Source organism: bacterium, assembly GCA_021372535.1.
In the GTDB taxonomy this organism is placed as follows: domain Bacteria; phylum Latescibacterota; class Latescibacteria; order Latescibacterales; family Latescibacteraceae; genus JAFGMP01.
Window position 1 is genome coordinate 1 of the sequence record JAJFUH010000081.1, and the last position, 20838, is coordinate 20838.

Genomic DNA, 20838 nt, shown 5'->3' on the forward strand with positions numbered 1-20838 from the left:
ATAATATGACCACCGGTCGGTTTGACAAGATAATTCGGACCGAGAAATTTATTGATTGTCTTCGCCTTTGCCGGAGATTCAACAATTACGAGCGATTTTGACATTATATTGAAAGTCCCCTTTTTCATTCATATTTTTTAAAAAGAATATTCGCCACAATTTCATCTATATCGCTTCCTGTCACCGTATCCCCCGCAAGCACGAGATAATCGATGACTTTCTCCATTTCGGAAGCACTGATGAGTGTGAGATGCTTGAGCCTTAAAAGATAGCCGTAAACATCGGGAGGAATCTTCATACGCTCATAATCATGCAGGATACGGAAAGATTTATCACCCTGTTCGGCTATCTCCGTGGATTTAACCGTAACAAAGTTGAGTTTTTCAAAAAGCCAGCTCAGAGCTTCGGCGACATCATGCTCATTGAAACCATGGAGAACCAGAGACTCCGAAAAATCTTTTAGACTCTCCGCATCGAGATCATTCTCTCTGAGATGGCCAAGAAGCATTATAATGACTTCTAATGTTTTATCGTTCATGTAATGCTCCGAACTATGGCACTGCACCATTAAAAACAGATTGTTTTATAGAAAAATAAATATACTTATCATATACCCATGAAGCAAGGAATTTCAATGAGTCCGATTATTAAGACATTTATGTATTAATTTGGTTTCACTGCCGTTCGTTCATGGTTAAATATCTTACATACCTGATAAAAGAGCATTGAAGATATTGATTTCGAGGAGAACTACCGGAATAAGACTCCCACCGACTGTCTATCAAAGTTCCCATTATATTACTCCCGCAGACAAACAGTTTTTTCAAACATCATTTCTCCGGATTTTTTGGGCATCTGTTCCTGATACCGGATATCATTGTTAATCCACATAGGTAACTAATAAAATTATATACCGAAAATGAAGGGAAATATTCATTCCAAACCGATGCCATTGTATTATATTCCAGAAAAAGCCAGATAAACTCCATTCGAACTGTCGTTTTCTTGCACCGGAAATAACTGATTCACATTTCATATACTTAGACCGGTCATTCACAGGAATTGATAGAGCTCGGATTTACGCGGATCGGATGAATTTATACGGATTTGTTAATTATATTCTTGATTATCGATAAAATTTTATAACAGTATAAATAATACGTTATAATTTATTGTGCTTCAGTGACTGCTAAATATCTTTACGAATATTCGGAATCAGGATAGTCAGCAGATATTGAATTTATCCTGACAATAATATTATACTGTTTGTCTGATGAAATATCTGCATGGAACGAGGAAACAATGGTCGATCTAACGACAACGTATAAAAAGAACCTCGTCATTTATTCGGTCGTTCTTATTCTATGCCTCATGATTGCCTTTGCTCTCTCAGGGCAGCATATGAATCTGATAATAGGCGCTGTGGTTGGTATCGGATTATTCATTTTTGGTTTTCTCAGTCCGATCATCGCATTATATCTGCTTATTCTCAGCATGCTTCTCTCGCCCGAATTTGGAACCAGGGATATTTCCGGCAAGGGATTTACTATCAGGTTCGAAGATTTCCTTCTCGTAATCATGGGATTTACATGGTTAGCCAAAAGCGCAGTCAAGAAGGATATCGGCCTGGCAGTTAAAACAAGGCTGAACCTGCCTATCTTGTTTTACCTGCTGGCATGCATCGTTGCCACGACTTTCGGAATAATCGCAGGAAATGTCAAATCTCCGCTGACAGGCTTCATGTTCGTAATGAAATACTTCGAATATTTTGTCATATATTTCCTCGTTATCAATAATATTCAATCAAAATCGGAAATAAGAAATCTTCTTGTCGCAATTTTCGTGACATACGTCATTGTAGTTATCGTCGGTCTGTCGCAGATTCCCCAGGGTGGCCGTGTCACCGCGCCATTCGAGGGAGAAGGAGGTGAGCCAAATACGCTCGGCGGATATCTGGTGATGATGTTCAGCCTGAATGTCATCCTCTTTTTCAATGTCAAGACAAGGCAATGGCGTATCGGGCTTTTTATTCTGGCCGCACTCAATTTTCTGTTACTTCTCCATACTCTCTCTCGCGCTTCCTGGCTGGCTTTTATTACAACATACACATTACTCATTTTCTTTTCCGAAAAAAGAAAAGTGTTTATTTTCTTTTTCATAATATCATTTTTATTAGCACCTTTTGTTCTCCCCAAGACGGTAGTAGACCGATTTTTATATACATTCGACATGAGTGCGCAGACAGAACTGCTGAATAAAGCAGCTCCGTATTTAAAATCACGTAATAAATCGGATTTATTGAAAAAAGCGGAGCGCTATTTAAAAACACACAAAGTACACGTTGACGGTTCAACTTTAACAGCACACGGGCTGACGGTTGACAGTTCCACTGCTGCCCGATTGCTTTCCATGAAAGGGGCGATAGAGGATTTTCCCAAACGTCCTGTGTTCGGGTATGGAGTTACAGGTTATGCTTTCATGGATGCCCAGTTTCCGAGGATTTTAATCGAAACCGGAATTTTCGGGCTCGTCACTTTTCTCTACCTGTTGTGGGTAGTAGGAACATCTCTTTTACGCATATGGAAGGAATACCGCGATGACCCGCTCTATAAAACACTCAGTGCGGGAACACTCTGTGCTTTCGGGGGATTGCTCGTTCACAGCATCGGAACAAATACATTCATTATCGTCCGCATCATGGAACCGTTCTGGTGTCTGATGGGACTTACTCTTGCCATACCCATGATCGAAAAAGATCATAAAACAAAAAAAATATGAGTCAGATTACCCGCCTTTCACCCTGCACCATCAGCGCCACATACATTAGCTCTTAATCCGTTCTATTTACAAAATCTGATAGAACGCGGATTTTCGCGGATTTATTTTTATATATCTTTTTTTTATATCAACGATTAATTGTCGGTAAAGAAAGTATCAATAATCTGAAACCTTTCTAAAAAGAAAAGATCATACCCGTATTGATCATCAGTCCCCTTATTCCCTGTTTGGAATATTGATCAGGGATAAAGGCCATTTACTGTTTTTCATAGAATTATTACCCTCGCCCCCGGTCCCTCTCCCGTAAACAGGAGAGGGAAGCAAAGCATTATATCAGGCATTCGAGCATGTTACCGATAATTAATTCAAAGGTTTCAATCTAGTATGTTTCTTTGAACCTTTGTGTCTTTGTGGGTAAATATTTTAATTAATAATCCGGGTTAATTATCAGCTCCGGGTTAAAAATTTCATGATTTCATTCAGAACTTGGAACAGATACGGTATATTCCCTGTTAAAAGTAAGAGTACATTGACGAATGTTATTCCGGTAATCCATAACCATCGATTTTTGCTGCTCCATACCCATACGATACCCAAAGAGGCTAGTATCACAAAAAATCCATCATATGGCGCCCGCAACCGTGGAGAACCCCAGATAACAACAGTTGTAAGGCCAAGAGCCATCAGAAGATAAAATACGAATGATAACTTCCCCAAAATTTCCCTGAATCCGGTTTTAACTCCAATAAGCGCGAAAATAGATACTATCCCCCATGGGATGTTATACCGTATGGGTATTTCGGAATTATACCATTGAAGATCATACGGATAAACGAGAAGCGCCAGTTTTGCCGGTATGAGTTTTACAAAATGCAACGTTTTTGTCGTCAGAAGGTTTACGTTTTTCCTGAATAAATACGTATCTTTCTCTCCCTCATCATGTATGGAATAGTATTCTTCCTGAATGCCTTTAAAATCATCGAAACCGAATCCCTTTTCGGGAACTATGACGGATCCGTAAAAGGCTACATTGACAAGCGAATCAAACGGAATGAACCGGTGAAACACAAGCGCGTTTCTTACCACCCACGGCGACATGACAACAAGGACAATTGAAAAATACAGAATAGCCTGTTTTTTCAGTTTTTCTCTTCTCAACAGCCACAATGCCATAAAAAAAGCGATCACCAGTCCATTCTGACGTGTCAATGAAGCAAGGCCCATTATCAAACCCGAAACAACACAGGAAAAAGGACTGTTGGAAGGTTTGCCGGTTACCAGAAAAAACAAAGATGCTGTCACCAGAAATATGAATAATGGTTCGGTTAAAATATTGAGGCTCCATAACATGTTCGGAATATAACATGCGATAAGTAATCCGGCGATAAGGGCATGTTTCCGGTCGATTAACCGTAAAGTTATCTGAAAAATCAGGAGACATACCATCGAGTTGAGGAGAACCTGAAAAGCTTGCGCAGCTCTTACATGAGGCCCTGAAATGGTAATAATTCCGGCAAGAAAGAGCGGATACAGCGGCATCCGCAGGGCAGTGGATTTGACGCCATCGTAACTGTATCCTTTACCGCTCGCAATGGATTGAGCTATGGACATGTAAACCGGCGAATCGCCCCTCTCCGGAATTGTTACATCGCTCAAAACCAGCAGCGCAAATCCGATAACAAGCGATAAAAAGAATATGGTGCAGGAATATTTGAGTGATGTATTATGTATCGGGGGTAACTGAACCATTTCTATCCTTATCGAAAAATTATCACGCTTTAAATGTGTAGCACCGATAGAACAATGTTAATTACATAATTAAATTTTACACGAGAAGTATCTACAATAGTAATTATTCTTATCAAATTACTTGTGGTACTCATGATAAGTTTTTAATGCCGTATGGTCAACGTTCGGCTTTTTCCCGGGGAATACGAAATGCGCGATACCCGTCCAGCATTCCTTTGAGCCCCTTTATCAATGGCATCAAGCTCAACATCCTCGCGGAATCCCGTACAAACTTCCCGATACGTATCGTAATCCAGCAAGGGAATACATACCACGGAAAATGTTTGAGGAACAGGAGTGCATGATTGTGAGCATACCAATAGATGTCGCTGTACGGGTCTCTGGTGCGGCATCCGCCGAGTGTTGCGCCGATGTGGGTCAGAAAAGCATGCGGAGTGTAACGGATTTTATAGCCGTTCTCCTTCAAAGTAAGGAAAACATCGGTTTCTTCAAGGAGAGCAGTCCCGCCGAACCTGTTATCGAAACCACCTGCCTCGACCAGGACATCCCTTCGGAACGACATGTTACAGCCATGTGCGGAATCAACAGTGAGAAACGAGTCGATAACAAATCCCCGTTTCACATCACCGGTCCAGAAATTGACCGAACCTATCTTTTTCACGGCGACAGGTTTCATCATGTACGGACGATTGTCAAACACTTTCCCCGCCGTCGCACCGACCCCGGCATTGATATAGGCGAGTACATGGCCCTCGATCAAGCCCTTTTCGGGAATGACATCATCATCTACAAACAGAATAATATCAGCGGTTGAAAGAGCGAGCGCCTCGTTTCGGCTGGCCGGAAGTCCCCTGCTTTCGGACATGTGATAGAGCAGCCTTTTTTCAGATGAGGACAGTTCACGGAGACGGGCAGATGGAGTATCGCTCTGGTCACTCACAATAATACGAAAATCCGGATAGTCCTGTTCCAGAAGCATCTGAACCGTAGCGACCACAATATCCTCACGGTTCATGGTCGGAACAATAACATCCACGGTCATGCGTTTCTTTTCGCTGTCAAGACGGTCGAGAATGTCCATGAAATCACTGCGTCCGGCAATTACACCGTTTCTGTATATGATCCGGAGCGGAAAAATTTCGAGATACGGTCTCAGCATTTCCGGATACTCACCGAACTGCTGTTCGTCGTAGGGTACAAGCTTTGTAAAGCGCTCACGGCAGTATAACGCCCCGGCTTCTTTCAGCGAATCTGTCCCGTAATCGTGACGGATATGTGATTCCGCATAGGATTTCCTGGTCGGGAATGTCTTGAAATCGTTGAGCTTCCTCCATTCTTCGAGATAGCTTCGCTCGACCATTTTTTCGGGAGAATCGAGCCCCCAGATATGGAAGGTTACCGGCGCCCAGAAATAAATACGTTTGTAATAAAATGGATAACGCAGTTCACGCATCCGTCCCGTCCGCGTATGATACAACAGGGGAGAATAGGTCACCAGCCAGTCTTCAGAAAAAACGAGGCGATCCCTGTTCTGATGAAGCAGGTCCCCGTCAAGCTGGACAAGAGGGATATAAACGGCATAAAAGCATTCCTGATTGAGCGAAAAAATAAAATCGCGTATTTTCTGAAACGTATCCTGCCCCTGGGTACGGCAAATGATATCGCCATCCCATCTGAGAATCCATGAGCACGTGGTGTTCCTGACCGCGTAATCGCGGGCTTCGCCAAAATCGGCTTTCGGATGTATTTCCAGAGTATGATCAAGGGACAGATCATCAGCCACACGCCTGATAATATTTACCGTTTCATCGGAAGAGCCATTGTCGATAAAGCTGAACTGTTCAACGAAGGGTGCAAGGGAACGGATAGTCGGCTCGATCCACTGAGCCTCGTCTTTAACAACCATATAAACACTGATACCTTTTTTCCTCTGGCCGGCTTTCTGAACAATGCCTGTCCGAGGCAGCCAGTAAAGGAGATCACCGGTTCTGTGACGAAGATCGATTGCATTCTTGACTTTTTGAAGCCAGGGAATATCTTCCATCCATTGAAAATCCATCTTTTATCCTCGATTACGGAAACAAATGACATCCTTGGAAGCGTGGTAAAAACACCGAATGGATTAATTCAAGCTGTCAAAGGTCGGCACGAAGTGCCGATTTACAAGCCCCTGACAGCAATAAAACAATACATTTCATTATCGGGCGTGTGAAAAAATAATTTTTTTCACCGCCCTCCTTGACAATGAACAGCACGATACCGATAAACAGGAGAGTTTTATTACTTCACCTATTATCGAATACATGTTCTGGGCGGATGATACTGACCGGAAAAGATACCCGCAGTCCCTGAAAAAATTGCTAACACTTACCGACACCACAATGTATAATATAAACGCTGAGTACATCCGTTTCTACGAAAATCATAATGCCCTCGTTGATTTTCTGATTCTCCATTAACTATGTTTTTTAAAATCACCCGGTGAAACCATAATGGTAATCGATGGAAAAAATAAAATCACATAAACAGTTCCTACAGGAAGATCAGTACGTATTCCCCTATCACTATGTTCCGCAGATAAAGCATGGATTCACACAAACATACAATCTCGAATGGGGATTCAACTATATATCGGTTATTGAATTTATTGTGGAACTTCTGAAAAATGAGAAATTTGACTCTCTTGCCGATGTCGGCACGGGGGACGGGAGACTTGTCGCGGAGCTTTCACAGGAATTTCCTCAAAAAGATATTATCGGTATCGACTATTCGGATCATGCGATTGCCCTTGCTCAGGCGCTGAACCCGTCATTACACTTTCAATGCGGCGATATAATGCACGATACACCAGTAAAATGCTATGACTGTATTACGCTCATTGAAGTTTTTGAACATATCCCTTTATCTTCTGCGCATGATTTCGCGCAATCGCTGAGCGCTCTCTCGGCTGAAAACGGATTTATCCTTATATCCGTTCCCCATAAAAACGTACAACTCATTCCAAAGCACTATCAACATTTCACTACCGAATCATTAATGAGCTATTTTGAACCATATTTTTTTGTCGAAGAAAAGTTTTTTCTCGAAAAACAGTCCGCAATATTATATCTGATCAGAAAAATGTTGACAAACAGGTTCTTCCTGCTCAATCATCAGCCGGCAAAGAACCTGCTCTATGCCATGTATAAATCGATGGTTTTCCGGGCAGAAGAAAAAAATTGCGGTAAACTTCTGCTAAAATTGAGGAAAAAAGCGAGAACAGGAAATTCGTAAGCTTCATGGTTTTAAATCGGGTTGTTCATACCATTCATCATACCGCGGATTTACACGGGTGGGGCGGATTTTCAGAGATTTATCTTTTTTAATCACACTGTACACCGAGATCAACAACACAGAATGATGACCAGAATATCGATATCAGATATCATACATAACAAAACATTCCGTCAGACAACATCCCTGTTTGGCTCCGGTATTTTTCTTTCCGTATTAAGCACAGTCACAACCCCGATAATTACCCGTACTCTCGGCCCGGTCGATTACGGGTTACTCATTTTCTTTTATACAATAACCAGTTTTATTCTCCAGTTTTTCAATTTCGGATATTTTTTTACTGTCGGAGTTCTGCTTGCAGAAACATCCTCGCAGGATGAACAGCGCCGTCTGATCGGATCATCCATGATCATAACACTTGTTATTGGCGCAAGTTACGCTTTCTTTCTGTTTCTGTTGAGTTTCGTGGTTGATCCGATATTTCATACATCCATAGGATCAATTCTGAAATTCGTCGCCCCTTTTCTTATTCTGAATCCTGTTATTACTCTCATTACGAACACAGGCAAGGGAACAAACCGGATCGACAGCATGGTGTACGGTTTATCGCTCCCGAAAGTTGTGCGGGCCCTGTTACTGGTAATTTTATGGATGACAGGTCATCTGACACTGTTTTCGATCATTATTCTCGAGGTGCTGTTATCGTTCATACCTGCAGCAATCGTATTCCTTATCTTCAAGCCGACGTTCTCTTCATTGAAGAATACCGTATCGATTATCATGAAAAAAAACAGGGAGGTCGGTTTCCACATGTACCTCGCCCTTATAGCCGGACAGACAACCTACGAATTGGACGGGATCATGATTCCGATTTTTGCGGATCCTGTTCAGCTCGGTTATTACCGTCTCGCCAACGCTTTTCCCTATATCATGAATAATTTTTCGACTTCTCTGGCAAGCTCGGAATTCCGCACCTACTCAAAAGAACCAAGAATTTCCCGGAAAACAATCCTTATCAATTATGGAATTCTCGGTATAGGTTCGCTCGGCACGATTATCATGGGCAAACTCATAATCCGCCTCGTTGCCGGCGCATCGTTCAATGTGCCTTTCGGTCTTGTTCTTCCCGTCGGTATCCTGGGATTTCTGCACGGCTCATATCAGCCCTATGCCCAGTTCCTTATTGCAAAAGGTAAAGGTAAGTGGATTCGCGATATCGGATTTATTTCAATGGCAGTCAATATCATCGGTAATTTTACACTGATACCGCTTTTCGGAGCAATAGGCGCCGCGTGGGCAAGCGTTCTGTCACGTGGAATCGGATGTCTTTCCAATATATACTTTTACCGCCGGATCGTTTCCTGATCTTCTCTGACTTTCAGCCCGACCTGATTATATGTTTTATGGAACGCGGATTTTCGCGGACTTGTTTTTATGTATTCTTAATAGGTACGAAATATAAATACTATAACGACAGTATAAATAATCTTTTAAATCTATTTATATCTTCGTGTCCTCGCGGTTAAAAAACCATGGTCAGAGCATCTCGTTTCTTTCAGCCCCGTTTATGCCCGGATAAAACGCTCGTATAATACTACGGTATTCCTCACTCTTTCAGATCAGGAAGCGTTGCCTTCCCGGGAGGGGAAACCATGTAAACACCGGCATGTTTACTACCGGGTTCCTTTGTCGTTCTGAGCTTTCGCACGAATGAAAACGGACGTATAGAACAGATTCCGTTCCCCCCTTTTGTACATATATAGAGATTGCCGGAAAATACGGCTTTCAATCCATGATAGCCGCCTGGTACATCGAATACAGCTTTTAGGGAATCCCGTGACAGTGTAATTGTCGGTTGTTGTTTCATTGATGCACCTTCACCGTACGACATCTCCACCATCGAAGGCGCCTCCTCATTCACATAGTGACCTTCGGGAGGAAGAATCGTGATTTCGAACCGCGATTTCCCCTCGCTAATACCCAATACCTCGGCAAGGGGAAACGTCGTAACGTCAAAATGTACCGTGTCCAGTACCCGCACAACATGGTTATTCGTATCGGCAACAAAGAGTCTTCCGCCGTCCACTGATACTCCGCCGGGCTCGTCAAAACGGGCGATGTCGCCGGGACCGTCCACCAAACCGTCATCATTGCCGCCTGCACGGGTTGTGATAGTATTCTCTATTAGATTAATCCATCTGATTCTATTGTTATACGTGTCGGCTATCCACAATCCGACGCTGTCCCGGACTACACCGAGCGGATGCTGTAAAAGCGCCCGACCGAGGTCGCCGTCACGGAATCCGAAATCGAACAAACCGGTTCCTACCAGTGTCGAAACGACTCCGTTCCGCATGGAAATCTTTCGGATCGAGCTGGTTTCGCTGTCCGCAAAAAAGATATCCTGTCCGTCCGTCGTTATCCCGCTCGGCTGGGCAAGCGCCGCTTCCCTGCGATTGCCGTCAAGGATGTTTTCACTGCCCGAGCCCGCATAAATCCCGATCTGCCCGGTCGCCGGATCGTACTCCCATATCTGGTGCGGACCGGCCATGGCTATATACAGTTTATCGTTGAGAAACACGATATCCCACGGCGAATTGAGACGGGCTTCCGTTCCTTTTCCACCCAGTGAGCCCCACGGAGCCTGTTTCCCATTGCCCGCAAGTGTTCGAACCGTGCGGGCGACGCTGTCGATCACCCTGAGCGCATGATTGTCAGTATCCGCCACAGAGAGCATATTACCCCGAAGCGCCATGCCATGGGGATTTGAAAATCCCGCCTCGCCGAATCCGCCGTCCCTGAGTTCCGCTTTTCCCGAACCGATAAAGTCGATTATATCACCTGTGTCGATATCGGCAACAACGATACGGTTGTGACCTGAATCCGCGATAAAGAGCCTGCCTCCTTTTCGATCGGCAAGCACCTTGCCGGGATAGAGGAGAAGCGAGCCGTCTTTTGCCTCGTTTTCATCCGATATCGGCAGCGGCTGAAGTGCCGGAGCATTAACTCCCCTCGCGGACAGCTCATGCCCGATAGCCCTGTCAAGCCTGTCGAAATTGCCCTCTCCGCTCACCTGCCCGACGATATATCCCTCGGAATTTATGAGTACGAGGGTCGGCCACGACTGCACGCCGAGTTTTTTCCACAGGACAAAATTTTTATCGTTCAGAACAGGATGATGAATAGAATACCGCCGCACGGCATCACGGATGTTCTGTGTATCCTTTTCACCCTCGAACTTGGCGGAATGAACGCCGATAACGATGAGCCGGTCGCCGTATTTCCGCTCGAGATTCACCAGATCGGGCAGAATGTGCATGCAGTTGATGCAGCAGTATGTCCAGAAATCAAGGAGCACTACCCTGCCCCGCAGCTCGCTCATGGAAAGCGGGCGTTCCGTATTTATCCACTCGGCGCCGGACGGGAAATCCGGTGCTTTCAACAGAGTCTGCCCCAAAGGCTTCTGAATGTTCATGGTTAGCGCTCCTGTGCATGTAATGACGATTACAAGCATGAATCGCATTACATCCGTATATGTTTTTACTATCATATTCCTCCCTGAAACAACGCCCGGCAACCGATGAGTCATGTCTTTTTACGAATAAAACTCCAGCCTATCATTCCGGCAAAGATAGCCCCCTGCACGAGCAGGCAGCCTGCCAGACCGAACCTGAACACAATCAGTGATGCAAACCAGAGCAGAATACTCAATACTCCAAGAAACTCCGATTTGTATTCATACTTTCCAAGCCTGTAAAAGAAAATAACGCTGGCAATCATGATCAACCAGGGAGTATAGGGCAACAATACTGACCTCCTCTCTGTTTTTTCATGTTCTTCGTGTCCGTTCATTTATAACTTTTCGAAAACGGCACGACAACCATATTTTATCAACGAGCATGTAAAACCTGGCCATCAAACCGGGATTATTCATGAAAATATTTTACCACGAAGACACAAATTTATATAATATATTATTTGACTATCTTTAGCAATTAATGAACGTTAACGTCCTAAAAGATATAAATAAAAAAATAAAATCCGCGAAAATCCGTGTTCTATTACATTTTGGAACAGATCGGGCTAAGATAATCTCTGGATATAGCCCCATTTATATATTATTCCATGTTCGAGAGGACAAACACCGACCCTGGCGATACCATCGACAAAGTCTCCAGCCTCACTAAATTGCGGTAAAATCCTGTAAGCACCCGTATTGTCGATAAAGCCCCACTCAAAAAGAATTTTGATACGGGCGATCGATTGTGAAAATGAAAACGCTTTTTCAAATTCCGGGTTGATTTTAACGGTCCCCGTTTTATCGATATATCCCCATTTGTCATGTATCTTTATCGCTGCCAGACCTTCGGAGAATGAAAGCACATCCTCGTAGTGCTGATCGATAACCGGTTCACCGGCTTCATTCACAAATCCCCAATAGTGATAATCGAAACTCCCATCGTTATGCTTTTTATCGACTGCCGCCAGACCTTCTGAAAAGTTATGGACGGAATCATACTGAGGTTTGATGACAATTTCACCTCTGGTATTGATAAATCCCCTTTTCCCATCACGTTCCACGATTGCGAAACCATGCGAAAAGTCCCAGACGTTGCTGAAATCATTCGTGAGATCAATTGCGGCTTTTCCGGTTCCGTCAATAAAACAATACCGGTTATCCGCTTTTACCAATCCCAGCCCTTCCTTAAAATCGCTCGTATATTCAAAATACTGTTTCGTTAAGGATTTCCCTGCTTTATTAATGAATACATATTTTTTGTTTATGGCGACACTCGCGCATCCCTCGAAAAAATCATGCGCCTCATCGAATACCGGTTTTATGGCAACATTCCCCGTTTTATCGATATACCCGTATTTTTCTCCGATTTTCACCCTGGCCATTCCCTCGGAAAAAGGATCGGCGCCCTGAAACTGAGGTTTGATGATTATTTTTCCGAACCTGTCGATATATCCATATTTATAATCAATTTCCACCGATGCCAGACCTTCGGAAAATGCCGATGCTGAAGGGAATTGCGGTTTGATAATGATGACTCCTCTCCTGTTCACATAACCATACTTACGAGTCTCTGCTACTAACGCCCGTTCTTCAGAGAAATCACCTGCCTCATCGAACGCCGGTTTAGCAATCCATTTCCAAGATTTTCGTTCGCCCTCCTCAAACAGTTTTGCGAAAGAGAGCAATGGACGTAATTTCGAGTGTGATTTAAATGCGCCGGATGCCAGAGGAAGCGGCCGCCTGAAAATTTTATAGGGATTATAAGAAGGTTTGTACTGTTTCGAGATCATCTTCGTGAGGATTACCAGAACAATAACCTGAATCAACGAACGCGCTATTATTCCTACTTCTTTGATTGAACCTGTTATCCAGAGGATAATACTGAAAAAAACGAGAAGAAATCCATATTTGACATGATAGTAATATCCTATAACATAAAAGACAACCGCAAAGAAAAAAAACAACGTAACTTCAAACATAGGATTCATGATAAGCCATTGCCTTTTCAGCACATATTATATTATCCGCAGCATTGATAGCTTTATATATATATTTTAATTATTTTAAGATATTTTGTCAACAGAATATTTTCTTCACTCTCTCTTATCCCATAATATGAAAACCGTGAACTTTTCTGCTTCCACAGGCAATGTTTATGAAAACGAAAAGCGTGTGTGTGACACAATAGCGAAAAAGGTCTTGACACATACGAATGCGTTGATTATTTTAATTAACCGGTTAGTTAAACCTATTGGTTAAGAAAGGAAATCTTTCGATAAATGAACGAACAGGGAACGAAAGAGAAAATCCTTAAAACCGCCGCCCTTCTTTTCGGCAAATACGGGAAGAACGGTGTCAGCACGACTGCCATTGCCCAGGCTGCAAAAGTAAATAAAGCCCTTATTTTTTATTACTACGGTTCCAAGGATGAATTATACCGGGCTGTTTTCAAAAATCTTATCAGCAGCTTCATCGATACAATACACTCCACAATGGCATCTTCGGAACCGGGACTACCGGCTCTCGAATCATTTATAAGGATTCACAGCTCTCTCATCAGCGAAAATCAGTATATATTGCGTTTACTTATCCGTGAATTAATGGTTCCTGTCGGAGACAAACCATCGCCTTTACTCATTGAAGCCGCTGAAATATTTAAAACCGTGCGCAATGATCTGGCAAACGCCCTTTCAAGCGCCAAAAACTCGAGACAGATACGGTCTGTTGATTCCTTTCAGACTATTATAAGCATCCTGAGTCTCGATATTTTCTTCTTTATCGGGAAACCGATTGCGCTCATGATATATCCGCAGATTGATGAACAAGAATTCGTGAAGAAACGTGTAGAGCACATCATAGACCTCATAATGAACGGTTTAAAAATTGATCAGGAGTAATACCCATGAACAATATCTCCAAGGCAGGACCGCTTATAATACTATTAATGATGATATGTGCTTTTTCAGCCGGCGGCGAGCAGTGGACACTCGCCCGTACCGTAAAGGCAGCCCTCGATGCTTCCAATGCGGCGGCAGTAGAACGGCTCAACGCGGACGGTGCATCAATCGACGCGGAGAGTGCGCAGAAAGCCTGGTATCCCACCGCCTCATTTACCACCGGGGCCAATGTTGTCAGCGAAGTAATGGAAATAAAAATGCCCGGAAGGACCATACAATTCGGGGGTTACGATTCCTATGACATGAAGTTCTCGGTGAATCAGCTTATCTATGACGGCGGCCGTCTCAAGGCAGTCGAGGAAGCGGGTAAAAAGCTGTCGGTTATGAACACGCACCGTGCCGAGGCAGCCGAACTCGCCACGGAATTTCAGGCAAAAACCGCCTTTTTTCAGCTCATCATGGCTGAAGAGACCCTTGAAGCCTCTCAGGAATCCATCCGTGAAGCCGAAAATCACCTTCGCGATGTCAATGCCCGAAGAAGTCAGGGCATGGCGCTCGAAAATGACGTGCTGCGTGCCCGTCTGAGGATTTCAACCGTACAGATGGATTCGGTTACGGCCGCGACGGCGGTTGACCGGGCAAAAGCCAATTTCAGGAAGATGACCGGGGTCGCTTCCGATGAGGATATCACCATCGCATGGAATGAAACGACGAAAGATTTTTCCGCCCTGCTCAGCCGGCTGAATATCACACAGTACCGTCCTGAATTCAAAGCCTTCGATGCAGCGATCGAAGCCTCGGAGAAAACGGCACTGAGCGCACGGGCGGGTATCAGGCCCTCGATTGCGATGTCCGGCGCCTTCAACTACGGGAAACCGGGGCTCGATCTTCCGGCAAACAAATGGATGCACTATTTCACCGGCGGCGTACGGCTCAACTGGAATGTCTGGGACTGGGGGAAAACACAGCGTGACATAAAAAAAGTCGAACTGAACACAAAAATAATCGAGCGAAACCGGGACGATTTCGAGCGGACATTGAAAGAACAGGCCGCCGACGCTTCTGCGCGATACAAAGAGGCGAAAAGACGATCCGAGCTTGCGGCGGAAGCGGCTGAATTTTCCAAAAAGAACCTCGAACTCATTTCGAACGCATACCGTGAGGGCATGGCAAGCGAAACAGATTACGACAACGCCCATACGGCATTTACGAAGGCTATTCTCGACCAGTCGGTGTCACGGGTTAATCTGCACCTGACCGCGGCATATATCGAATATATCATAGGAATACGATATACGGGAGGAAACAATGAATAAAAGCGTTCCTGTTCTTGGAATATGTGTGCTTTTTTTAATAGGCGGCTGCAAAAACGGAAACGAGCAGGCATTCACCGGATCGGGGACATTCGAGGCAACCAAAGTGCTCGTGAGCTCTCAGTCGGCTGGTGAACTTAAAGGTGTATTCTTCGAGGAAGGGGATCTTGTCGCCAAAGACAAAACCCTTGCGGAGACAGATGTGGAAAACCTCCGGCTCCAGCGCAATGTAACCGCCGCGAGCCTCGATGAACTCGAATGGAATACGAAAACATCCGATCGTGAAATTGCCGCGGCTACGGAGCAGGTTACCCAGGCTTCGGCGACGCTCGATAACACACGTAGAACACGCGACCGTCTCGCCAGTCTTTTCGAGCAGGGAGCAGCAACCCGTGAAACTCTCGATAAAGCCGAGACCGAGCTTACGGTTGCTGCATCACGGCTTAAAGCTGCGGAAAACCAACTTGCCGGATTCAAGGCCAAAAAGGAAACTATTAAAGCGGGCATGGAAAGAGTCAATGCCAGCCTCAAGCTCCTCGATTATCAGATAGAAAAAGGAACGGTCGTCACCCCCCTGGATGGTGTCATTATCGAAAAATATGTGGAACAGGGAGAGCTGGCCAATCCGGGAACACCGATCTGCTCGATTGCCGACCTGTCCTCGATGTGGCTTACCATCTATGTGAGCGAGCCGATGCTCGGATTGATAAAGATCGGTTCAAAAGCGAAGCTCCGGATAGACTCCCACCCCGATAGAACCTTCGACGGCACCGTGACATGGATATCGGAGGAAGCGGAATTCACCCCGAAAAACGTACAGACAAAAGAGTCGAGGGTTGAGCTCGTATATGCCGTCAAGATAACCGTGGACAACAGCGCCGGGATATTCAAGATCGGCATGCCCGCCGATGCCTATATTGAGGGATTGTGATATGGTTGCCGTAACGGTTGAATCCCTTGTCAAGACCTACGGGACAATCACCGCGCTCCAAAATCTGTCGTTTGCCGTACAAGAGGCTTCAATGTACGGTATTATCGGTCCGGACGGCGCCGGTAAAACCACTTTCATGCGCATTGCTTCCTGCCTGCTTTTCCAGAGCTCCGGAACAGTGACAGTCGGCGGATTCGACACGCTCACCGGAGCAACGAAGGTAAAACGGATCATCGGCTACATGCCCCAGCGTTTCAGCCTTTACCAGGACCTCAGCGTATGGGAAAATCTCGTCTTCTTCGCCGATCTGTTCGGCGTTTCCGGGAATGAGCGCCGCAGACGTATCGATGAGCTTCTTTCGTTCTCACGGCTGGGGCCGTTTGTCAAAAGGCGGGCAGGACAGCTCTCCGGCGGCATGAAACAGAAGCTTGCCCTGTCGTGCACACTCATCCACAAACCGGAAGTCCTTTTCCTCGACGAGCCTACGACGGGAGTCGATCCGGTGTCGCGACGTGAGTTCTGGGAAATTCTGGCAAGCCTTAAAAGCTCGGGAACCACTATTATCGTATCGACACCTTACATGGACGAGGCGGCGCGCTGCGACCGTGTCGGGCTCATTCTCGGCGGCGTTCTCATCCGGGAGGGAACGCCCGATTCATTCCCTGCCCACTTCAAAAACGAGTTGCTCGCGGTGCGCGGTGCGGATATCGTGCGGATGACAAGAAAGCTCGTTTTCCCCGATATCGTGCTCGATGTCAGTACGTTCGGTGACCGCATGCACCTGACAGTCGGAGATGCCGAAGCTGCGATCCCGGTTATCGTTGAATTTCTGAAAGAGCGCTCGATTACGAACGTGACGGTCGAGCGTATCGAACCTTCGATTGAAGATGTATTTGTGGAGCACATGGTGATACATGGGAAATGACTACGTTATAGAAGCTTACGAGCTCACGAGGAAATTCGGCAGGTTCACCGCTGTGGACAGTGTCACCTTTACCGTCGAAAAGGGCGAAGTATTCGGTTTTCTTGGAGCAAACGGCGCAGGGAAGTCCACAACAATACGCATGCTGACCGGGATACTCACTCCCTCCGGCGGCAGGGGAACCGTCGCAGGATTCGACATCCTCCGCGAGCAGGAAAATATACGCCGTCATATCGGATATATGTCCCAGAAATTCAGCCTCTATGAGGATCTCACGGTCGAGGAAAACCTCGCTTTTTACGGCGGCGTGTACGGCATGTCATCGAATGAGATGAGCAAAGCGAGGGAACAGCTCTACGACCGTCTCGGGATTTCCATATCGCTGAGCAGACGGCTCGTATCGTCCATTCCCCTCGGGTGGAAGCAGCGGACATCCCTTGCATGCGCGATCCAGCACAATCCACGGGTTCTCTTTCTCGATGAGCCGACAGGCGGGGTCGATCCGGTCAGCCGCAGGGCCTTCTGGGATATCATCTATGACCTTTCTGAAATGGGCGTGACCGTGTTCGTAACCACCCATTACATGGACGAGGCGGAATACTGCGGCCGTATTTCGATCATGCATGCCGGAAGAATCCTCTCCATAGGGAGCCCGGATGACCTCAAACAGCAGTTCGGAAAGAAAACCATCGAGGATATATTCGTTTATCTCGTGCGGAATGCCGGAGAATAAAAACGCTCCTCCTTTCTGTCTGTATTCGCGAGATTTAAGACAGGGGAGCCCGAAGGAAAGATAACGGAGAGAAACGGAAGGAACAGGAATGTTCAGAAGAATCAGGGCGATCATCATCAAGGAATTCTACCATATTGTCCGTGATCCGCGCTCTCTGGCAATCATTTTTGCCATGCCGGTGCTCATGGTTCTGCTCTACGGGCATGCGCTCAACATGGACATCACCAATATCGCCATAGGGGTGATCGATTATGATCACAGTGACGAGTCACGGGCGCTCCTCAGGGATTTCACTTCTTCAAAATACTTCGATATCAGATATCATTTACGGGACCGGGATGAAATCGAAGCCCTCATGCGTAAAGGTGAAATTAAAGCGGCAGTCGTCATTCCCAAAGGTTTTGGCAATGACCGCGCCACAAAAACCGAAGCCCATGTTCAGCTTATTGTGGATGGTTCCGATCCCACGTTCGGGAACGCATCGCTCAACTATGCGAACGCGCTCCTCACCATGTATTCCCTGAAAAATTCCCCGTCAGCAGGGGCAGGCCGCGAACTGTCCGTACTCCCGATCGACCTGCAGGAGCGGTTCCTCTACAATCCCGATCTCAAGGGCGCGAATTTTATTATCCCGGGTCTCGTTGCGGTTATTCTCATGATGGTGTGCGCGCTTCTCACTTCGATTACGATATCACGCGAAAAAGAGACGGGGACAATGGCAATACTGCTTGTGTCACCGGTGAGGCCATTGGAAATCATTGTCGGTAAAGTAATACCCTATGTCTTATTATCGATAGTGGATGCGGTGTTCATCCTCGTGTTCGCAAAGCTTGTGTTCGACATTCCGCTCCATGGGGACCTCGTTCTTCTGGTGGGGCTCAGCGTTCTTTTTATCTACTGTGCGCTCGGCATCGGCCTGTTCATTTCAAGCGTCGCCCCATCGCAGCAGGTCGCAATGATGGCGGCGCTCGTTGCAACGATTCTGCCATCGATCATGCTGTCTGGTTTCATTTTCCCCATCTTCAGCATGCCCGCGCCGATAAGGATGCTCTCCTCCATCGTACCGGCAAAATATTACATGATCATAATCCGGGGTATTCTGCTCAAATCGAGCACATTTGACATTCTTAAAAACCAGGCGCTCTTTCTCGCCCTGCTCGGAACGTTCTTTTTACTGATCGCCACAGTGAGGTTCAAAACAAGGACAAATTCCTGATTTACGAATGATGATTCACGAATGACGATTTATTAAGGACTATCAAGCTGAAATCGATCTCTGATTCAGTAGGAATTTATAAATCGTAAATCTAAAATCATAAATCCAAAATCGACGAAAGATACTCCATTCATGACCAGGACTATCGATAATAAAACGAGGGCTATTGTATGCGAGCTTTGCCTCATATCATAAAAAAAGAATTTCTCCAGCTGGTGCGGACACGGTCTATGATCGCCATCTCTCTCGGAATGCCGTTAATACAGATTCTGGTCCTCGGATGGGCGATCTCCACCGATGTGGAACACGTCCCGACCGTGATTGCCGACCTCGACAACTCAGCGACAAGCAGGAGTCTCGTTACCACATTCACCAACTCACGGTATCTCGATATCAGCCGCCGGTCAACCGACAGCCGGGAGGTTGCAGACCTTCTCCGTCGCGGTGAAGTCATCATCGGCGTAACCATTCCGTCCGATTTCGAGCACGATCTCACTCGCGGCGAACATCCCCGGATATCCGTTACGGCGGATGCACAGAATACCAATGTGGCATTGACCGGCGCTGGGTATGTCCGCCAGATCATCCTCTCATGGGCTCAGCAGAAACAGGTTACGAATCCGGGAATTCAACTGTCCGGTTCCCGGAGATTCAATTTCATCACAGCCGACAGCCGGATATGGTACAATCCCGAGATAAAATCGTCATATTACATGGTTCCCGGCATCATGGTCGTGCTCGTCACCATAATAACCATGATGCTCACCGCAATGTCCATCGTCAGGGAGCGCGAATCGGGAACGCTCGAACAGCTCATGGTCTCGCCGATTACCCGAACCGAGCTCATTCTCGGCAAAACGATACCTTTCGGAATTATCGGCCTGATGGAGCTCGTCATTTCACTTATCGTCATAAGGGCCGAGTTCCATGTTCCCATTCACGGGTCGCTCGTACAGTTTCTCCTCATGACCATGGTCGTTCTTCTATGCACACTGGGTCTCGGCATATTCATATCGACCATAACCACCACACAGCAGCAGGCGCTTTTAACAACATGGTTCTTCAGCGTTTTCTGTATTCTCATGAGCGGTTTCTTCCTTCCGCTTGAAAACATGCCGAAAATATGGCGGACTCTGACCTACATCAACCCCATCCGGTACTACATGATTATCGTGCGGAATCTCTTCCTCAAAGGGGCGGGATTCGCCGAGCTGTGGGAAAATGTCGCGGTGCTTGCGCTGATGGCTGTGGTTATTCTGACAGCTTCCATAGCCCGCTTCAGGAAAAAAATGGGGTGAAACAAGTAAAAAAGCGCTGAGGTACTGAGACACTTACCTTATAAGTGTCATTTTCCGCGTTTCACTCCTCCCTCCCGCTTCGATACGGTACATGTAGACACCCGAGGCAACATACTGACCTTCATTGTCCACACCGTCCCATGTGACTTCGTGGTGTCCCGCGTTCTGCATGTGGTCCTCAAGCACACATACCACGCGGCCCGTGGTG

Annotated in this window: 18 protein-coding genes; 10 read left to right on the forward strand and 8 right to left on the reverse strand. The window is 46.0% G+C overall.

Annotated features, from left to right (window positions below; translation table 11 throughout):
- Both LLG96_08010 and LLG96_08015 read right to left on the reverse strand, forming a co-directional pair.
- Positions 1-104 (reverse strand): hypothetical protein (locus LLG96_08010; protein MCE5250150.1); only part of this gene is annotated, 104 nt, incomplete at its 3' end.
- A gap of 20 nt (positions 105-124) precedes the next feature.
- Positions 125-538 carry a DUF494 domain-containing protein gene (locus LLG96_08015; GenBank protein ID MCE5250151.1) on the reverse strand — a complete coding sequence of 138 codons (414 nt, stop codon included), beginning with the start codon at positions 536-538 and terminating at the stop codon, positions 125-127.
- A 764-nt stretch (positions 539-1302) separates the two neighbouring features.
- Here LLG96_08015 and LLG96_08020 point away from each other — a divergent pair.
- The gene (locus LLG96_08020; GenBank protein ID MCE5250152.1) at positions 1303-2778 is read left to right on the forward strand and encodes an O-antigen ligase family protein; all 1476 of its coding nucleotides are present in this window, start codon (positions 1303-1305) and stop codon (positions 2776-2778) included.
- A gap of 447 nt (positions 2779-3225) precedes the next feature.
- On the opposite strand, the gene LLG96_08025 is transcribed toward LLG96_08020, so the two are convergent.
- Positions 3226-4527 (reverse strand): glycosyltransferase family 39 protein, encoded by a 1302-nt coding sequence (locus LLG96_08025; protein ID MCE5250153.1) that lies wholly within the window; start codon positions 4525-4527, stop codon positions 3226-3228.
- Between the two features lie 157 nt (positions 4528-4684).
- Positions 4685-6586: a glycosyltransferase gene (locus tag LLG96_08030; protein ID MCE5250154.1), complete on the reverse strand. Its 1902-nt coding sequence runs from the start codon at positions 6584-6586 to the stop codon at positions 4685-4687.
- 443 nt (positions 6587-7029) lie between these two features.
- Here LLG96_08030 and LLG96_08035 point away from each other — a divergent pair, with 443 nt between their 5' ends.
- Complete coding sequence (locus LLG96_08035) at positions 7030-7800, forward strand: methyltransferase domain-containing protein (protein MCE5250155.1); 771 nt, start codon at positions 7030-7032, stop codon at positions 7798-7800.
- A gap of 123 nt (positions 7801-7923) precedes the next feature.
- Positions 7924-9165 carry an oligosaccharide flippase family protein gene (locus tag LLG96_08040; GenBank protein ID MCE5250156.1) on the forward strand — a complete coding sequence of 414 codons (1242 nt, stop codon included), beginning with the start codon at positions 7924-7926 and terminating at the stop codon, positions 9163-9165.
- Positions 9166-9406: 241 nt separating this feature from the next.
- On the opposite strand, the gene LLG96_08045 is transcribed toward LLG96_08040, so the two are convergent.
- From LLG96_08045 to LLG96_08055, 3 genes are all read right to left on the reverse strand, one after another.
- Positions 9407-11275 carry a redoxin domain-containing protein gene (locus tag LLG96_08045; GenBank protein ID MCE5250157.1) on the reverse strand — a complete coding sequence of 623 codons (1869 nt, stop codon included), beginning with the start codon at positions 11273-11275 and terminating at the stop codon, positions 9407-9409.
- A gap of 110 nt (positions 11276-11385) precedes the next feature.
- Complete coding sequence (locus LLG96_08050) at positions 11386-11604, reverse strand: hypothetical protein (GenBank protein ID MCE5250158.1); 219 nt, start codon at positions 11602-11604, stop codon at positions 11386-11388.
- A 279-nt stretch (positions 11605-11883) separates the two neighbouring features.
- The gene (locus tag LLG96_08055) at positions 11884-13308 is read right to left on the reverse strand and encodes a WG repeat-containing protein (GenBank protein ID MCE5250159.1); all 1425 of its coding nucleotides are present in this window, start codon (positions 13306-13308) and stop codon (positions 11884-11886) included.
- Between the two features lie 291 nt (positions 13309-13599).
- On the opposite strand from LLG96_08055, the gene LLG96_08060 reads away from it, so the two are divergent.
- The 7 genes from LLG96_08060 to LLG96_08090 all read left to right on the forward strand — a co-directional run bounded on the left by LLG96_08060 (position 13600) and on the right by LLG96_08090 (position 20630).
- On the forward strand, positions 13600-14217 hold the full coding sequence (locus tag LLG96_08060) for a TetR/AcrR family transcriptional regulator (protein MCE5250160.1): 618 nt from the start codon (positions 13600-13602) through the stop codon (positions 14215-14217).
- Between the two features lie 5 nt (positions 14218-14222).
- Positions 14223-15533 carry a TolC family protein gene (locus tag LLG96_08065; protein ID MCE5250161.1) on the forward strand — a complete coding sequence of 437 codons (1311 nt, stop codon included), beginning with the start codon at positions 14223-14225 and terminating at the stop codon, positions 15531-15533.
- On the forward strand, positions 15526-16461 hold the full coding sequence (locus LLG96_08070; GenBank protein ID MCE5250162.1) for an efflux RND transporter periplasmic adaptor subunit: 936 nt from the start codon (positions 15526-15528) through the stop codon (positions 16459-16461). The genes LLG96_08065 and LLG96_08070 overlap by 8 nt, the downstream gene beginning before the upstream one ends.
- 1 nt (position 16462) lies before the next feature.
- A complete protein-coding gene (locus LLG96_08075; protein MCE5250163.1) occupies positions 16463-17386 on the forward strand; it encodes an ABC transporter ATP-binding protein in 924 nt (307 codons plus the stop codon).
- Positions 17376-18116 carry an ATP-binding cassette domain-containing protein gene (locus LLG96_08080; protein ID MCE5250164.1) on the forward strand — a complete coding sequence of 247 codons (741 nt, stop codon included), beginning with the start codon at positions 17376-17378 and terminating at the stop codon, positions 18114-18116. The genes LLG96_08075 and LLG96_08080 overlap by 11 nt, the downstream gene beginning before the upstream one ends.
- 88 nt (positions 18117-18204) lie before the next feature.
- Positions 18205-19332: an ABC transporter permease gene (locus LLG96_08085; GenBank protein ID MCE5250165.1), complete on the forward strand. Its 1128-nt coding sequence runs from the start codon at positions 18205-18207 to the stop codon at positions 19330-19332.
- A 170-nt stretch (positions 19333-19502) separates the two neighbouring features.
- The gene (locus LLG96_08090; GenBank protein MCE5250166.1) at positions 19503-20630 is read left to right on the forward strand and encodes an ABC transporter permease; all 1128 of its coding nucleotides are present in this window, start codon (positions 19503-19505) and stop codon (positions 20628-20630) included.
- A gap of 33 nt (positions 20631-20663) precedes the next feature.
- On the opposite strand, the gene LLG96_08095 is transcribed toward LLG96_08090, so the two are convergent.
- The gene (locus tag LLG96_08095) at positions 20664-20825 is read right to left on the reverse strand and encodes a hypothetical protein (protein MCE5250167.1); all 162 of its coding nucleotides are present in this window, start codon (positions 20823-20825) and stop codon (positions 20664-20666) included.
- Positions 20826-20838 lie beyond the last annotated feature (13 nt).

Excerpts from the sequence above, each read along its gene's own strand:
- LLG96_08015 (MCE5250151.1), bottom strand. The coding sequence starts at position 538 with ATGAACGATAAAACATTAGAAGTCATTATAATGCTTCTTGGCCATCTC.
- LLG96_08090 (MCE5250166.1), top strand. The coding sequence starts at position 19,503 with ATGCGAGCTTTGCCTCATATCATAAAAAAAGAATTTCTCCAGCTGGTG.
- LLG96_08055 (MCE5250159.1), bottom strand. The coding sequence starts at position 13,308 with ATGAATCCTATGTTTGAAGTTACGTTGTTTTTTTTCTTTGCGGTTGTC.
- LLG96_08065 (MCE5250161.1), top strand. The coding sequence starts at position 14,223 with ATGAACAATATCTCCAAGGCAGGACCGCTTATAATACTATTAATGATG.
- LLG96_08040 (MCE5250156.1), top strand. The coding sequence starts at position 7,924 with ATGATGACCAGAATATCGATATCAGATATCATACATAACAAAACATTC.
- LLG96_08060 (MCE5250160.1), top strand. The coding sequence starts at position 13,600 with ATGAACGAACAGGGAACGAAAGAGAAAATCCTTAAAACCGCCGCCCTT.
- LLG96_08045 (MCE5250157.1), bottom strand. The coding sequence starts at position 11,275 with ATGAACATTCAGAAGCCTTTGGGGCAGACTCTGTTGAAAGCACCGGAT.
- LLG96_08025 (MCE5250153.1), bottom strand. The coding sequence starts at position 4,527 with ATGGTTCAGTTACCCCCGATACATAATACATCACTCAAATATTCCTGC.
- LLG96_08080 (MCE5250164.1), top strand. The coding sequence starts at position 17,376 with ATGGGAAATGACTACGTTATAGAAGCTTACGAGCTCACGAGGAAATTC.
- LLG96_08070 (MCE5250162.1), top strand. The coding sequence starts at position 15,526 with ATGAATAAAAGCGTTCCTGTTCTTGGAATATGTGTGCTTTTTTTAATA.
- LLG96_08030 (MCE5250154.1), bottom strand. The coding sequence starts at position 6,586 with ATGGATTTTCAATGGATGGAAGATATTCCCTGGCTTCAAAAAGTCAAG.
- LLG96_08075 (MCE5250163.1), top strand. The coding sequence starts at position 16,463 with ATGGTTGCCGTAACGGTTGAATCCCTTGTCAAGACCTACGGGACAATC.
- LLG96_08020 (MCE5250152.1), top strand. The coding sequence starts at position 1,303 with ATGGTCGATCTAACGACAACGTATAAAAAGAACCTCGTCATTTATTCG.
- LLG96_08035 (MCE5250155.1), top strand. The coding sequence starts at position 7,030 with ATGGAAAAAATAAAATCACATAAACAGTTCCTACAGGAAGATCAGTAC.
- LLG96_08085 (MCE5250165.1), top strand. The coding sequence starts at position 18,205 with ATGTTCAGAAGAATCAGGGCGATCATCATCAAGGAATTCTACCATATT.